The 14022-nt window shown below is 59.2% G+C and carries 16 protein-coding genes; 6 read left to right on the forward strand and 10 right to left on the reverse strand.

Annotation, left to right across the window (positions count from 1 at the left end; genetic code table 11):
- Positions 1-28: 28 nt before the first annotated feature.
- Complete coding sequence (locus tag ACGG9J_RS03640; RefSeq protein ID WP_390133705.1) at positions 29-1033, reverse strand: LacI family DNA-binding transcriptional regulator; 1005 nt, start codon at positions 1031-1033, stop codon at positions 29-31.
- 314 nt (positions 1034-1347) lie between these two features.
- Here ACGG9J_RS03640 and ACGG9J_RS03645 point away from each other — a divergent pair, with 314 nt between their 5' ends.
- The 3 genes from ACGG9J_RS03645 (at position 1348) to ACGG9J_RS03655 (ending at position 4423) form a co-directional block, all read left to right on the forward strand.
- Positions 1348-2451: an ABC transporter substrate-binding protein gene (locus tag ACGG9J_RS03645; protein ID WP_390133707.1), complete on the forward strand. Its 1104-nt coding sequence runs from the start codon at positions 1348-1350 to the stop codon at positions 2449-2451.
- Positions 2448-3236, forward strand: a complete 789-nt coding sequence (locus tag ACGG9J_RS03650; protein WP_390133709.1) for an ABC transporter permease — start codon at positions 2448-2450, stop codon at positions 3234-3236. The genes ACGG9J_RS03645 and ACGG9J_RS03650 overlap by 4 nt, the downstream gene beginning before the upstream one ends.
- Positions 3237-3415: 179 nt before the next feature.
- Positions 3416-4423 (forward strand): DUF805 domain-containing protein, encoded by a 1008-nt coding sequence (locus ACGG9J_RS03655; protein WP_390133710.1) that lies wholly within the window; start codon positions 3416-3418, stop codon positions 4421-4423.
- Between the two features lie 52 nt (positions 4424-4475).
- Here ACGG9J_RS03655 and ACGG9J_RS03660 read toward each other — a convergent pair whose 3' ends face one another.
- On the reverse strand, positions 4476-5336 hold the full coding sequence (locus ACGG9J_RS03660; protein WP_390133712.1) for a hypothetical protein: 861 nt from the start codon (positions 5334-5336) through the stop codon (positions 4476-4478).
- 81 nt (positions 5337-5417) lie between these two features.
- A complete protein-coding gene (locus ACGG9J_RS03665) occupies positions 5418-6074 on the reverse strand; it encodes a histidine phosphatase family protein (RefSeq protein WP_390133714.1) in 657 nt (218 codons plus the stop codon).
- A 213-nt stretch (positions 6075-6287) separates the two neighbouring features.
- Between ACGG9J_RS03665 and ACGG9J_RS03670 the strand changes: the two genes are divergently transcribed.
- The 3 genes from ACGG9J_RS03670 to ACGG9J_RS03680 all read left to right on the forward strand — a co-directional run bounded on the left by ACGG9J_RS03670 (position 6288) and on the right by ACGG9J_RS03680 (position 8667).
- On the forward strand, positions 6288-7625 hold the full coding sequence (locus ACGG9J_RS03670; protein ID WP_390133716.1) for an MFS transporter: 1338 nt from the start codon (positions 6288-6290) through the stop codon (positions 7623-7625).
- Positions 7626-7703: 78 nt separating this feature from the next.
- Positions 7704-8210: a GtrA family protein gene (locus tag ACGG9J_RS03675; RefSeq protein ID WP_390135303.1), complete on the forward strand. Its 507-nt coding sequence runs from the start codon at positions 7704-7706 to the stop codon at positions 8208-8210.
- A 109-nt stretch (positions 8211-8319) separates the two neighbouring features.
- Positions 8320-8667 carry a phenylpyruvate tautomerase MIF-related protein gene (locus ACGG9J_RS03680; protein WP_390133718.1) on the forward strand — a complete coding sequence of 116 codons (348 nt, stop codon included), beginning with the start codon at positions 8320-8322 and terminating at the stop codon, positions 8665-8667.
- Positions 8668-8820: 153 nt separating this feature from the next.
- On the opposite strand, the gene rplI is transcribed toward ACGG9J_RS03680, so the two are convergent.
- From rplI to ACGG9J_RS03715, 7 genes are all read right to left on the reverse strand, one after another.
- Positions 8821-9270 carry a 50S ribosomal protein L9 gene (gene rplI / locus ACGG9J_RS03685; protein WP_390133720.1) on the reverse strand — a complete coding sequence of 150 codons (450 nt, stop codon included), beginning with the start codon at positions 9268-9270 and terminating at the stop codon, positions 8821-8823.
- A 14-nt stretch (positions 9271-9284) separates the two neighbouring features.
- A complete protein-coding gene (gene rpsR / locus ACGG9J_RS03690) occupies positions 9285-9533 on the reverse strand; it encodes a 30S ribosomal protein S18 (protein ID WP_015021310.1) in 249 nt (82 codons plus the stop codon).
- A gap of 36 nt (positions 9534-9569) precedes the next feature.
- Positions 9570-10184: a single-stranded DNA-binding protein gene (locus ACGG9J_RS03695; protein ID WP_390133722.1), complete on the reverse strand. Its 615-nt coding sequence runs from the start codon at positions 10182-10184 to the stop codon at positions 9570-9572.
- 129 nt (positions 10185-10313) lie between these two features.
- Positions 10314-10610, reverse strand: a complete 297-nt coding sequence (gene rpsF / locus ACGG9J_RS03700; RefSeq protein WP_015021308.1) for a 30S ribosomal protein S6 — start codon at positions 10608-10610, stop codon at positions 10314-10316.
- A 139-nt stretch (positions 10611-10749) separates the two neighbouring features.
- Positions 10750-11745 carry a dTDP-glucose 4,6-dehydratase gene (gene rfbB / locus ACGG9J_RS03705; protein WP_390135304.1) on the reverse strand — a complete coding sequence of 332 codons (996 nt, stop codon included), beginning with the start codon at positions 11743-11745 and terminating at the stop codon, positions 10750-10752.
- 61 nt (positions 11746-11806) lie between these two features.
- On the reverse strand, positions 11807-12955 hold the full coding sequence (locus ACGG9J_RS03710; RefSeq protein ID WP_390133724.1) for a LicD family protein: 1149 nt from the start codon (positions 12953-12955) through the stop codon (positions 11807-11809).
- Positions 12948-13970 carry an NAD-dependent epimerase/dehydratase family protein gene (locus tag ACGG9J_RS03715; protein ID WP_390133726.1) on the reverse strand — a complete coding sequence of 341 codons (1023 nt, stop codon included), beginning with the start codon at positions 13968-13970 and terminating at the stop codon, positions 12948-12950. Before ACGG9J_RS03715 ends, ACGG9J_RS03710 begins: the two co-directional genes overlap by 8 nt.
- Positions 13971-14022: the final 52 nt, after the last annotated feature.

Here is a 14022-nt window from a genome sequence, read left to right on the forward strand (position 1 = left end):
CCCGTCCCCTTTCCAAGCAGGAATAGACCTAGGCCAGCAGACCCCTGGGTACGAAAAGGGTTTGGGTGCGCAGACGGCGATCCACACTCATGCCCTCCGGAGCCTGCCGCCCCGGTTCGATTATGGACAGAAGCATGTCAACGCTCTGGCGGCCCATGCGATCCACCTGCTGGGAGATGACCGACACCTGGGGGCTGATCAGTTGAAAGACCTCCAGGTCATCAAAGGAGACCAGCGACAAACGCGAGCGCAAGTCGCCGTCCCATTCCATGGCGACGGCCTTGATGGCATCGGCCGAGTAGCCGAAGATGACCGCGTCCACACCCTTGCCTAGCAGGTGGCGCATGGTCGCGGCCGCCTGAGGACGGTCCTCGAACCCTTGGCGAACCACCGATCCTGTCAGTCCTGGGCGGGCTTCCACGCCAGCCAGGAAGGCCTGCTCGCGTTCGCGGAAAGTATATGAGCGGCTTTCTGGGCCCGGAACGAAGGCCACTCGTCTGCATCCCCTGGCTGCCAGAGCGTCCAGAGCCGCTTCCATGCCAGGCACAGGGTCGGAATCCACTAGAGGGACACCGGGCAGGGCCTGGTCAGGGCGGTCCACGAAAACCACGGGAAATTCCTGTGCCAGCATGGTGCGCAGCATAGGCGACGTGGGCCCGTCAGGCACGACCAGAACGCCATCCATATGCCGAGACAGGAGGATGCGGTAATAGTCCTCCAGCCTGCTGGCTTGGCAAGAGGACACGCCGATCAGGGGCGCGTAGCCTGCCGAGTAGAGCTGGTCCTGGACAGCGTAAACCAGCTCTGAGAAATAGGGGTTGCGGATATCAGGAACCAGCAGACCTACGGCATGAGAACGCGAGGACCGCATGGAACGAGCTCGACTGTCGGGGATGTAGCCCAACTCCATAGCCGCCCGGCGCACCTTGTCCTTGGTGGGCGGTGAGATGCGCCCCTTGTCGTTAAGCGCCTGGGAGACCGTGGATACGGACATGCCCGTCTGCTTGGCCACATCACTGATGGTCACCGACATGGGAACCCTCCGTCGACCCCTACCGAAATCGGTTGTCTTGCTCCGGACGAGACCGACGCTGGCCGGCCCGCACAGACCTCTCGTGAGTTTCCAGTATAGAGGCATATGATGCAACCTTTTATCACGGCGAGGCAGGATCGGCTGGGTTGGACTAGAGTGGTCTTGTTCGCGCGGCTGGTGGCAGCAGCCGTGGCACGCATCGCAGAATTCCATCGGTCAAGACCGTACCGGATCGTCGCGCGGGCTCCTCACCTTCCCGTAGCGGCCCCGATGCGGATGGGCACTAGAGGTGCCGGAGAGGCAAGGTGACAGTGATGAGCATGTCGGAGAGCAGCAGCTTCAAGGGAATTTTCAACCACAGGCTGATCGTACGGGCGCTCGCCCTAGCAGCAGCGCTCTGCCTGACGGCTGTAAGCGCAGGCTGCGGGGCCAAGGGAGCAGAGGACAAGGCTGACGACAGCTCCAAACTCTCCTTCATGCTGGACTGGACACCCAACACCAACCATGTCGGCATCTACGTAGCCCGGCACTTGGGCTACTTCGACAAGGCCGGTCTGAAGCTGACCATCCTGCCCACGGCTCAGGCGGGAGCCGAGACCTCCGTCCAGAACGGGGTTGCCGATGTGGGCTTCTCCAAGCTGAGCAACCTGGCCACCTTCAACTCCCAGGGAGCCGACCTGCGGCAGGTCTTCAACATAGGCCAGCATTCCGTGGCGCGCTGGTGCTCGCTGGCCTCGCGCACCGACATCCAGACCCCCAAGGACTTCGACGGCAAGACATTCGTCAGCTTCGGCTCGGCCGAACAGACTGCCGTAGTCAAGCAGATGATCCGGTATGCAGGCGGCAAGGGCGACTTCAAGCGGGTGACCAGCGGCACCAACACCTTCGCCACCCTGACCAGCGGCAAGGGCGACTTCGCCGGCTTCTACGCCAACTGGGAGGGCGTAGAGAGCGAGCTCAAGGGCCCGGCCCTGCACTGCTTCACCCAGGCCGACTGGGGGGTGCCCGGCAACCCCGACCAACTCGGCTTCGTGGTCAAGAATTCCTGGCTGCAGCAGGAGGGCCACCGTCGTGCCCTGACGGCGTTCGTCAAGGCCTGTCTGAAGGGCTACAACTACGCCCTGAGCCACCCAGACCAGGCAGCGGACATCCTGGTCCAGGAGACCAAGGGATCGGCCATCGATCCAACCCTGGCCAAACACTCCATGGAGAGCATCGTCAAGGAGGGGTACTGGGTCGACAGCCCGGATCAAAAGAACATCAGCGGACTGATCAACGTTAAGGATGCCCAGGACTATCTGGACTTCCAGTTCAAGGCGGGCACCTATCGGGATGCCAAGAAAGGCGACCCCAACAAGGCCCCACAGGCCAGTGATCTGTGGACCGATCGCTACGTCCGGGAAGCAGCCGGTCGATGAAGGAGCATGAGCGGAGCAGAGCCCGGGCGTTGCCTCCGATACTCACTCTGCTGGCGCTGTTGGTCATCTGGGAGCTGGCTGCCCGCCTGGGAGGAATCAGCGAACAGGCTCTGCCAGCTCCCAGCCAAATCCTGGTTGCCACAGTGCAGTCCCGGAAGGAGCTGCTGCCCGCCACCGCCATCACCGCCCTTGAAGGACTGCTGGGCTTCCTTCTGGCCACCGCCCTGGGACTGGTGACGGGCCTGGTCCTCTACTGCTGGCGAACCCTGCACGATGCCCTCTACCCCCTGATCGCAGGCGCACAGATGATTCCGTTGATCACCATTGCCCCTCTGTTCGTGATCTGGTTCGGATTCGAGCCCCTGGGCAAGGTGGTCATCGTGGCCGTCTTCGCCCTCTTCCCCATCGTGGTCCAGACTTACCGGGGTCTCAAGTCCGTACCACGCTTCTACCAGGATGTGGCGCTGAACTGCGGGGCAACCCGAACCTGGACCCTCTGGCACGTCAAGCTGAGGGTGGCTGCAGGGCAGATCTTCGGCGGACTGCGCATCAGTGCCGCCTATGTCTTCGCTACAGCGGCCACTTCGGAGTATCTGGGCGCCAGGAACGGCCTGGGCATATGGCTGCAGACGGCCTTCAACTCCTTTAGAACTCCGCTGATCTTCTCGGCCACGCTGGTCATCATCCTGCTGACCGCCCTCCTCTTGGGCCTGATTAACCTGGCTGAAGACCTACTGCTGGGCGATACCGGCGATGATCATATGGTTAATCCGGACGATGGTTGAAGCATCCTGCAACGACAACCAGGTGCCGAATGTGACTGACCGACCCGAATGAGAGTGGCGAACTCCCTGTCCACTGCACTATCTATGGCCGGCGCGCAGAAGAACCTGTCTGCCATAATAGGAATCTACGGATAAGTCAGATCCAGAATTATCAACAGAGGATGAGAGGGACGATATCCATGAGCTATCCCGATGATGCAGGCAGTGTGAACCAGGGTCCCAATGATCAAGGCTCGGCCAACCGCTGGGCACAGAACAACCAAGCGGACGGAACCGGCTCAGGACCCGCAGCCTATCCGAACCAGCCCCAGCCAGAACAATCCAGCTACACGGGAGCAGCCTCGGGCCAGAGCGACATCTACCACCCAATCAGTCAGGCTCAGAACCCCGCCACCGATTATCGCCAAGAACAGCCCTACCAAGGACAAACCTACGGTCAGCAGCCAGGCTATAACCAGCAACAGCCCTATGGACAGCAGCATTACAGACAGCCGCAGGGGCCCTATGGGCAAGGTCCGAGTCCTGTCCAGGCCAATGGTCAGCCCAATGGCACAACATCTCCGGCTGGCTATGCATCAGGCAACCCTTATCAGTCGCCCGGGAGTTGGTCACAGACAGGCTATCAATCGGGATATCAAGCAGGCTACCAGCCTGGACCCCAAGTTCCGCAGTATCCGGCCTACCCCAATGCAGATGCCGGATTCAATGGCGAGCCGCCACTGAACGCGCCCTGGCACGGCATCGACTTCGTAAATGCCTGCAAGCGTTTCTTCGTCAAGTATTTCGTCTTCTCCGGAAGGGCCTCCCGAGGAGAATTCTGGTGGCCTGTTCTCATGACCTTCCTCATCGACTTCGCGCTCTCGCTGATCTCCTCAGAATCCCTCGTCTTGGGACAGATCCTGTCTTTCCTTGTCTCCCTTGGACTTTTCATACCCAATCTGGCAGTGGGCATACGGCGACTTCATGACACCAACTTGTCCGGCTTCTGGATACTCCTGCCCTTCGTATGCGATCTGGTGGGCTGCATTCCTCTGGTCTTCGCCATCCTGGCTGCCGTAAACGGGCATCCGGGATCCTCGCTCTCCTTGCTAGGCTTCAGCATACTGCTCATAATCGCCGGAACCGTCACCGGGATCATTCTGCTGGCCCGGCCCAGCGATCCACGAGGAGCCCGCTTCGACCGCTGAGTCCAGGCTTGTCCCTCGCACCGACCTATGCCAAGGCGGGGGATAGAGGTTCTCAAAGTTCTACGTGAGGCTTATTGGGGTCCTCAGGCACGTGGGCAAACTTGGCCTGCAAGGCCTCGCGGCTCTTGCGCTCGTCATCCTCCTTGGCCTTACGCTTGGCCTCCTCGGGATCCCAGAGCACTTCCTGACGATGATGGTCCCACTCAGCACCAGTCAGAGGGGCCAGCAGATCCGCGAAAGCCTCCGGATCATCCAGCAACCCCAGGGCGCGGGTGACATCCTCGTCGGACAGGAAGCCCCGGGGAATGCCCAGTCGCTCATTGAGCTCATTGACATAGACCAGGATTGGCGCGGCGTCCACAGCATGGCCAGGGTCAGCGCCTGCACGCCGAAGCAGATCACGACAGACCTCCAGACTCGTAGCCAGGGCCTGGGCCACCCCCTCCTTGTCATGCGGGAATTTGGGGGATTCGTTCTGGTCATTCAAGGACCGCTCAGCATTGGCTACGCCAGCAGCCACATCCTGCTGCCGAGCCTGATCCCAGCTGCTGCCCAATGTTTCAGCCAAATCCGCAAGCGTCTTGGACGGATCACCTTGCGCCTGTGCAGCCTTTTCGATGGCATCGTTGGCCGCCATGAGAGCATCCACCAGTTCCTGGGGACGACCAGGTATGTCTTCAGCCCCCTCATAGACGTATTCAGCGTCAGGAATGGTCACATCCTCGCCCGTCATCAGCTGCGCCAACACCATGCTGATGCGCACCTGCAGGTCCTCCGCATACTTGGCATCGTTGGCCAGATGCCCGGCATCCGTCAAGGGCCAAAGATCTACAAGTCTGGCTCCCTGCTCAGCCGCCTCAGCCACGGCAGGCCGTCCGGCCATCGCCTCAGTGCTCGCCTGTACATCCACCATGATCATCACGCTCCTTCATCGGGTTCTCGGACAGTCGTCCACGACAGTATCCCTAGCCATCCTAGGCCGCTCAAGCAGTCTTCACACGCTTGCCGCTGGGTCCGCATAGGTGATTCCCAACACTTTGCCGGTGTCACAGTCCAGGGTGATAGAGGTTACCGAGGCCAGAGCGGTAGCCCGCAGAAGCATATTGTGCTCGGGGTGACCGGTCTCCAAGAGATGACGAAATGACCAAATGGGCGACTCATGCGAGACGGCTAGGATCTGCGCATCAGGATGGCTGACTACCATCTGCCGAACGAAATCCCCCACTCGCCGAGCGATCTGCCGATAGGACTCCCCCCAGCTGGGACGGCGCAAGTCCAGGATCAGCCGCAGGTTGGAGGGCCGCCAGAGGGCTCCTTGCCCACGACCGATGCGCTTGCCGCGGAATTCGTTACCGGCCTCGATCAGACGGCGGTCGTAAATAGGCTTTAACGGTTTCAAACCGTGCTGAACACGTGCGGGGTTGATCTGCTCAAGCAGAATGGCCGTGGTCTCCCTGGTCCTGTCCAGCGGAGAGGAATAGACAGCTTCCAAATCACGCATGCCGGGAGCTTCGGCCATAAAACGGGCCGTCGCATCGACCATGGCCCTGCCTCTGTCGGACAGATGGAATCCCGGCAATCGCTCATAGAGGATATGGTCGGGATTATCAACTTGGCCATGGCGGACGAAATGAATGGTCGTCGCGGGCACAACCCACCTCCCAAAACCCCCAGCGGGCCCCATGAAAGACCATAGCGAGGGGTAGAATTTTCAGTATTCGAATGGCGCCCATCAGACGCCGATATGGTTACCACTGTAGCAGTACCCCGATTATCCCCACACCTCTCTATGCATCTGGAAATCCTGCATGCAGACATACTTCGGGACTGTGAAAGCATCCAAAGAAAGCGAGACGAACAGTCCATGCCACGGCAATTGAAGGCGGCTCTGGTCGAAGCTGTACACAGAGTCTTCGGAGGGTACTCCGCGCTCCTGCGGCTGCCTCGCACTGCGCGATTCGCAGTAGGGTCAGTCATCGCCTCCATGCCCTTCCCCATGGTGGGCATGACCATCACCATCTCGGTGCAGCACTACTACGGCAGCTATTCCCTGGCCGGGGCTCTGACCGCCATCCAAGCCGTAGCTCTGGCCCTGGTAAGCCCCATGTTGGGCAAGTTGGTTGACAAGTTCGGTCAACGACAGGTCTCCATTCCCACGGTTCTGGTCTGGATTGTCGCGGCCACGGTACTGATCACGGCCATCACCGCCCACGCCCCCACCTGGGTGCTCTATCTGGTCACCCCTTTCATGGCGGCCATTCCGCCCTGGGGAGCCATGAGCCGTAGCCGGTGGACGCATCTGCTGCGTGGCGACCACAGGGCCACCAACCAAGCCCTTTCCCTGTCTGGGGTCTTCGACGAGGCCATGTGGGTGATCGGCAACCCACTGGCTTCCATCTTGGCGGTCATTTCAGGCGTGCTGGCTTTTTCCTTCACTGGGATCTGCGTGCTGGTCGGGGCTTTTATGTTCCTCTCCTGTCGAGAAACCGAGCCGCCCTCGCAGACGGACATGGCTCGCGCCCAAGGCATCACCCGCAAAGAGTATCGGGAGCGGCAGGCTCAGCAGGTGGCTCGTCTGCGGTCCCAAGAAGGCGGGAACGGCCGCAGCGGCGCCTTCTGGAGTGCCGGCATGATCGTCGTCTGCGCTACATGGTTCGGCCTGGGAGCCTTCCAGAGCGCAGCATCCATCTCCATCATCGCCTTCGCCACCGAGCAGGGAATGAAGCAGATGACCGGATTCGTCTTCGCCTGCTTCTCCTTCAGCTCCCTGGTCGGCGCTCTGCTTTACGGGGCCAAGAACTGGACCATCCCCCTCTGGAAACGTTTCTACTTTTGCCTGCTGGTGGTCAACCTAGGCATCGGCACTTTCATGTTCGCCAGGAATCTATGGACCATCATGGTCATCTACCTGGTCATCGGCGTCTGTCAGGCACCCACCTGGATCAACGGCAACCAGCTTATGCTCCATCTGGTGCCCCCCATCCGCTTCACTGAGGGTATGGCCTGGCTGAGCGCCATGAATTCGATCGGTTCCTCGGCCGGTTCGGCTGTGGCCGGACAGTTCATCGACCGTTACGGCTCCCAGGGCGGGTTCGGGGTGGTCACTACTCTGGCTCTGACCTCGCTGGCCATCGCCTTCGTAGGCTTCCGTCAAATTCGCAACAGCACCGAGGAACCCATCCTGACCGAGTTGCCCGCCTGAGGGCGTAACGTAAGGCTTTTGCGCACAAGCGGCTCCCCATACCGCGCCAGCGCAAGAGGAATGGTTGAATGGGCTACCGTGCGTAGATTAATCGGGCAGCTGCTCAAGTTCGGCATCGTGGGCGTCATCGCCTTCCTGATCGACATCGGTATCATGAACCTGCTGATCATGGGACCGCACCTGAACAATGTCCTGGCCGGGGCCATCTCCTTCCTGATCTCCCTGGTCTTCAACTATCTGGCCAGCATGCGCTACGTCTTCAAGCATCGTGAGGACATGGCCCGGTGGATGGAGATGGCGGTCTTCCTGGTCTCCTCGGTAATCGGCCTGGGGATCAACGAAGTGATCCTGTGGATGGGCACTGCCATGCTGCCCCCTGATGCCATTACCACCATGCACGCCCGCTACCTGCTCTACTCCAACATTGCCAAGATCACAGCCACCGTGGTGGTGGCCATCTGGAACTTCCTGATCCGCAAGTGGCTGCTGGACGCGCCAGCGCCGGGCAAGCCGGTCAATCCGCGTTCGGTAGCCCATCGCCTGGGAGCCTGGTCCCTGGGTCATCGTCCCTTCGGCTGGCGCTGAGCTTGATCAGCTCGGTCGAGGCTACTATGGGACGGGAATAGTCAGCCATCCGTCAGGCGGACCGGATCATTCTGATTGGTCATGCCGGACAGACCGGAAAGGAAGCACCATGCCCGTTATCCATACTCATGTAAGCACGCCCATCTCCGCTGAACAACGAGAACGGATCAAGACCGCCTACGGCAAGGCCATCACCGCCGTTCCCGGCAAGTCCGAGGGCTGGCTCATGTGCCCCTTCGAGTCGGACATGCCCATCTACTTCGGCGGCGACGACAGCAAGCCCGCCGCATACGTGGAAGTCAATGTCTTCGGCAGCGACGTCCCCAAGTCCGCTTGGGAAAGCCTGACCAAGGCCATCATGGATACCCTGGAATCAGAGCTGTCCATCCCCAAGGACCGCACCTATATCCGCTACACGGCAACTACTGACTGGGGTTGGAACGGCGACAACTTCTAGATGAGCAACCACCTGTGACACATAAGGAGGCCTTCCCACGCATTTATCTGCTGCGGGAAGGCCTCCTGCTTAAGCCCAGATCCTTATTGCAAAAGAATCATTACGGGATGATCGGGGTCAGCGAATTGGAAACGAACGCTGACCCCAGATTTGCTACTCTGCGACGACCTTGACCGTGAACGCGGCCGAAATTTCGGGGTGCAGAGCTACAGTAGCCGGGAACTCGCCGGTGGTCTTGATGGTCTCCACGGAGATGGCGCGGGGATCCACGTCAGCCATGGGACGAAGAGCCTGAGCGATGGCATCGCTGGAGACGCCGCCGAAGAGCTTGCCTGAATCGGACACCTTCGCTGCGATCTCGACGATCTGCCCATCGATGGCGGCCTTGGCAGCCACGGCATCCTCACGGGTGGCCATGGACTTGGCACGACGGGCCCGCTGCAGGGACTCGACCTGCGCAGCAGCGCCCTTGGACCAGGCGAAAGCCAGTCCCTGGGGGATCAGGAAGTTGCGCGCATAGCCGGGCTTGACTGCGACAACGTCGCCCTTGTGACCCAGATCGGTCACAGTATCGGTCAGAATAACCTTGGTTTCCTTTGCCATAATCCTGACCTCCCTCAGCGACCGTTGGTGGCGTAGGGCAGCAGGGCCATCTCGCGGGCGTTCTTGATAGCCTTGGAAATCTCGCGCTGCTCCTGGACGGTGACACCGGTGATGCGGCGGGAACGGATCTTGCCGCGGTCCGAGATGAACTTGCGCAGCAGAGCCACATCCTTGTAATCGATAGTATGAATCTTGGCGGCCCTTAGAGGATTCGGCTTCTTCTTGAAGGGCTTGACCGGCGGTTGCGGCCTTTTACGTGACATTGATACTCCTTAAATGACTGATGACGCTATGAAACTTTAGAATTCAGGCTCGTCCCCGGAACCACCGAACTCGCCGGTGGATCCGAAGGATCCGAAGGAATCGCCGGACCCGGTAGAGGACCAGGGATCCTGGGCAGGAGCCTGTTGACCCTGTGCTGGCTGCTGACGACCCATGGGAGCCGATGCCGCACCGGCACCGCCTTGGTAGGAAGCCCCGCCTTGGTAGCCACCATTGCTGGAGCCAGCGAAGCCGCCACGGGATCCGCCGCTAACATTGGCGTTTCTGGTGACCTGAGCGGTATTCCGCGTCAGCGCCGGCCCAATCTCATCCAGACGCAGCTCAACAACCGTGCGGTTGTTGCCCTCACGATCCTGATAGGAACGCTGCACCAGACGACCTTGGGCGATCACCCTCATGCCTTTGGTCAGGCTGGCCTGAATATTGGAGGCCAGAGGACTGTAGGTGGAATCCCAGGCCGAGCAACGCATGAAGAGCGAGTCGCCGTTCTCCCACTGCCCTGAGTTCCTGTTGAACTGCCTGGGCGTGGACGCGATGGTCAGGTCGGCCACCGTGCCTCCGTTGGAGGTCGTACGCACCTCCGGATCCGCAGTGAGATTGCCCACCACGGTGATGTATGTATCTCCCGCCATGTCACGACCTTTCCTCGGGATGAGGACTTGGGAATGGACCTCCTGGATGGGGGGCGAATCCCGCGACCTTAGACCTTTGACGCGAGGGCCGGATGTCAGCCGACGCTTCGGCGCCCTCTTACTGTTTGCTTACTTGTCATCCTTGCGAAGAATCTTGGTGCGGATGACGGACTCGTTCAGGTTGAGCACACGATCGAGCTCAGCGCTGGCGGAGGGCTCGCAGGTGTACTCGACCACCACGTAGTTGCCTTCCTTGTGCTTGTCGATCTCATAAGCCAGCTTGCGACGGCCCCAGACGTCGATGTTGTCGACAGAGCCGCCTTCCTTGGTGACCACCTCGAGATACTGGTCGGTCAGCTTCTTCAGCGAGCGCTCATCCATAGCCGGATCGGCAATGAACATCAATTCATACTTATGCGCAGACATCACCCACCTCCTTTGGACTTACAGGTCACGGACCTTCCGTGACAGGAGGGTGTATTGCATGCCAGTCGCAGCAGAACGATCCTCTGGCCACGACGGGAACCCCACTAGTTTACATCCAAGGGTGGTACAGCCACAAATATCAGTGTCCCTGCTCCCGATAGCGAGCCTCGACCGCCTGCTTATCACCTTCCCACCACTTGCGGTGGCTGCTATACCAGTCGATCGTCTCGGCCAGACCCTGTTCGAAGTCCCGATGCAGAGGCCGCCAACCGAGATCCCGACGTATCTTTCCGGCATCGATGGCATATCTACGGTCTCCCCCAGGCCGGTCTGCCACCAAATCGAACTCGTCGGCCCCGCGGCCCATAAGATGCAGGATCATCCTGAGCACTTCCATGTTGCTCAACTCGCCATCCGCGCCGATAAGGTAGGTCGAGCCCGGCGTTCCATGAACCAGGATGCTCCAAATGGCCCGGCAATCATCCTCCACGTGGATCCAATCCCGAATCGCTCGACCCTGGCCATAAATTCGCGGACGGATTCCTGAAAGAATGTTGGTGATCTGCCGTGGAATGAATTTCTCGATGTGCTGATAAGGACCGTAGTTATTGGAGCAGTTGGAGATGGTCACCCGGGTTCCATAGGTGCGCCACCAGGCACGCGCCAGATGGTCCGCCCCAGCCTTGGTCGCCGAATATGGACTTGAGGGCCGGTAGGGACTGGTTTCAGTGAAGCGGCGCGGATCACCGAAGTCAAGATCGCCGAAAACCTCGTCAGTGGATACCTGATGGAAGCGCAGGTCGTGGCGACGGGCTGCTTCCAGCAGAACATAGGTGCCATAGAGATTGGTCCTGATGAAGGGCCCCGGATCCTGAATGGAGTTGTCGTTGTGCGACTCAGCCGCAAAATGGACGATGGCATCGACATGATGCTGGCGGATGGCACGATCCACGGATCCAACATCGCAGATATCGGCGTGGACCATGTCGATCCGATCGGGAATAAGGCCATGAAGGTTATCCATCTTGGCCGCATAGGTGAGCAGATCGTAAACCACGATGTGCGTGTCAGGATGGTGCGCCAGCACATAACGCACAAAATTCGTGCCGATGAACCCGGCTCCCCCAGTGACCATCAGGCATGAAGGCCCAGCTGACCCGTGGTCCTCAACACTGTCCGAATGAAGCCCGGACGCCTTACCTTCGCTCTTCATCGCCAGGAGTCCGCTCCCCATCATCAGAAAGTATCCGACGCATGGCTCGTACCGATTTCGGCGAGGCAATGTACTCATCAGCGACATGCTCATGAGAATGCATGTCGCGCGGCAGAGCCATGTAATCGCCATAGGCCTTGCTCAGGTACTCACGATAATTGCTGGGCACCGGAACAGCGATTCCACGGAAAGGCAAAGTCGTCGAACCGGTCCAATCACCAGTCAAGTAGGGACCGGACGGGCGCACCTCGTCGATGTTTTCAATGCCCCTGATCAATCCTGTTGCACCATCGGCTGTGGGCAGGATGGTTACGCGATCCGCCAGATCCTCCAGGTGTCTGTACAGGTTCGATTCCAAGGCGGATATCAGAGGATCTGCGCCGGAAATATAAACATCCCGGCTCCAGGAGGAACCCGCATATTGTTTGCGGATTTCCTGGACAAACTGCATACGTTCCTGCGTGCAGACCTGCCATGCATCCTCCGGGTCACCAGACACCCAATCCAGCGGGAAAAGATCGACAAAACAGGGGTTGTCCTCATCTATAGAGCGGAATCTGATCTGTTTGCAAGGCACATACCAGTCCCAGACGACCGTGATACGGAAACGGCCATCTTCACGCACAGCCGTTTCCAAACGGCTCAACTGCTCACGAGCGATGTAAACGTCAATATCGTCATCCCAGGGGATGAAATCCTGCTGGCGGAAGGCGCCCAGCACTGTGCCGCCGGTACCCCAATAGGAGATCCCGTGATCCCGGCAAAACTGGTCGAAGAGTTCAAACAGCCTGGCTTCTGCATCTTGGAAGAGCGCATGAATGCCTTCGGCCTTGGGCAGCCCTCTAAAGAATCTCAGTTGAGCCTGCTCAGTCGTCTCATGATCTCCTCGGAACAGCTGCCAATACATGACACCATTCGAATCATGGATGTATTCCAAGGTCTCATTTAACCCACGACATTGCTCCTCCAGGCGGTCAAGACTCTCCTGAGCCTTATCCAGGGCCTTCCGCTGATCATTAATCACCTGAAAGAGTTGGGCATATCTGGCATCATCCTGTACCCGAAAGCCCCGCAAAGACCTTGAGGAGATGGGCAGGAGCCCTTTGATGCCGGCAATCAGACGGCTATTCATTGTCTATGCCTTTCCCTGCGACATTGCCGGCCTGCCATGTAGACGGCCGCATGCCAAAAAACCGACCGGTGCGTTCCAGTCCTCGCGCCAGGCCGATCTCCGCATCAAATCCCAGAGCTCGTATTTTGGAAGTATCAAGAATATTGTCCTCCGGAGGCGAGAAGCGCGCAAGCTCATCTTGCTTGGGCTGTTCATACCGCACCAGACTGCCCGGGCGCCCAAAAAGCTGAGTCAATTGCTGAGCCACCCCGGCTATGGTGACTTCCTCCCCGCCATTGGCGATATTGTATGTGGAATCCTGACCTCGCAGCAGAAGCAGCATGATGCCATAAACCGCATCTTTGATATAACAATAGCTGCGTCGCTGGAGACCAGGACTGTGCATTTCGATATCCCTGCCCTCTTTAAGCATCCGCAGAAAAAGCGTGACGATCTTGGGATCGTCGAGACGATCACCTGGCCCATACAGATAGGCCATCCGTGCCACAGTCACAGGAAGACCGAGATGCACACGTGCCCCTGCACAAAGGTTTTCAGCGGCTAACTTGCTGATTGGATAGCAGTTGCGGACCACCGACGGATCAAAGCTGCCCGTATCCTCCTCTTTAAGTGTCCCCTTCTGGCTATGACCCGAATAGGCTTCAACGCTGGACAGATAAACAATCCGGGAAGGCTTGGCGTCCAGGCCTGACAGATATTGCAGAATCTGCTCAGTCCCAACCACATTGGCCATCATGGTTCCCAAGGGATCGGACTGGTAGGCCACGGGGTCGGCGTTGCTGGCGGCATGGATGCAATACTCCACCGGCTCTTTGTTTTTCAGGCAGAAGGGGGCACGAAGATCCTGTTCCACCGCTTGCAACCATGAGCCGTCCCAATCGTCGCCCAAAACATCTCGCAGACGTTGCCGGCTCCTGACCAGAGCGAGAACATCGATATGCAAGCCATGGCGACGACGCAAAGCAGCTATCAGATGCAAAATGAAGGAACCCACGAAGCCTGTTCCGCCGGTCATCAGTATTCTGCAGCCGTCCAGCTCCCTCCACAGGGCCGGATGAGCATCAGCC

Origin of the sequence: Bifidobacterium apicola, from assembly GCF_042846865.1 — a bacterium.
Lineage (GTDB): Bacteria > Actinomycetota > Actinomycetes > Actinomycetales > Bifidobacteriaceae > Bombiscardovia > Bombiscardovia apicola.

What these genes read in the sequence shown, in the direction of transcription:
- ACGG9J_RS03640 (WP_390133705.1), bottom strand. Translation starts at nt 1,033, where the DNA reads ATGTCGGTGACCATCAGTGATGTGGCCAAGCAGACGGGCATGTCCGTA.
- ACGG9J_RS03645 (WP_390133707.1), top strand. Translation starts at nt 1,348, where the DNA reads ATGAGCATGTCGGAGAGCAGCAGCTTCAAGGGAATTTTCAACCACAGG.
- ACGG9J_RS03650 (WP_390133709.1), top strand. Translation starts at nt 2,448, where the DNA reads ATGAAGGAGCATGAGCGGAGCAGAGCCCGGGCGTTGCCTCCGATACTC.
- ACGG9J_RS03655 (WP_390133710.1), top strand. Translation starts at nt 3,416, where the DNA reads ATGAGCTATCCCGATGATGCAGGCAGTGTGAACCAGGGTCCCAATGAT.
- ACGG9J_RS03660 (WP_390133712.1), bottom strand. Translation starts at nt 5,336, where the DNA reads ATGGTGGATGTACAGGCGAGCACTGAGGCGATGGCCGGACGGCCTGCC.
- ACGG9J_RS03670 (WP_390133716.1), top strand. Translation starts at nt 6,288, where the DNA reads ATGCCACGGCAATTGAAGGCGGCTCTGGTCGAAGCTGTACACAGAGTC.
- ACGG9J_RS03680 (WP_390133718.1), top strand. Translation starts at nt 8,320, where the DNA reads ATGCCCGTTATCCATACTCATGTAAGCACGCCCATCTCCGCTGAACAA.
- rplI (WP_390133720.1), bottom strand. Translation starts at nt 9,270, where the DNA reads ATGGCAAAGGAAACCAAGGTTATTCTGACCGATACTGTGACCGATCTG.
- rpsR (WP_015021310.1), bottom strand. Translation starts at nt 9,533, where the DNA reads ATGTCACGTAAAAGGCCGCAACCGCCGGTCAAGCCCTTCAAGAAGAAG.
- ACGG9J_RS03695 (WP_390133722.1), bottom strand. Translation starts at nt 10,184, where the DNA reads ATGGCGGGAGATACATACATCACCGTGGTGGGCAATCTCACTGCGGAT.
- rpsF (WP_015021308.1), bottom strand. Translation starts at nt 10,610, where the DNA reads ATGTCTGCGCATAAGTATGAATTGATGTTCATTGCCGATCCGGCTATG.
- rfbB (WP_390135304.1), bottom strand. Translation starts at nt 11,745, where the DNA reads ATGGTCACTGGGGGAGCCGGGTTCATCGGCACGAATTTTGTGCGTTAT.
- ACGG9J_RS03710 (WP_390133724.1), bottom strand. Translation starts at nt 12,955, where the DNA reads ATGAATAGCCGTCTGATTGCCGGCATCAAAGGGCTCCTGCCCATCTCC.
- ACGG9J_RS03715 (WP_390133726.1), bottom strand. Translation starts at nt 13,970, where the DNA reads ATGACCGGCGGAACAGGCTTCGTGGGTTCCTTCATTTTGCATCTGATA.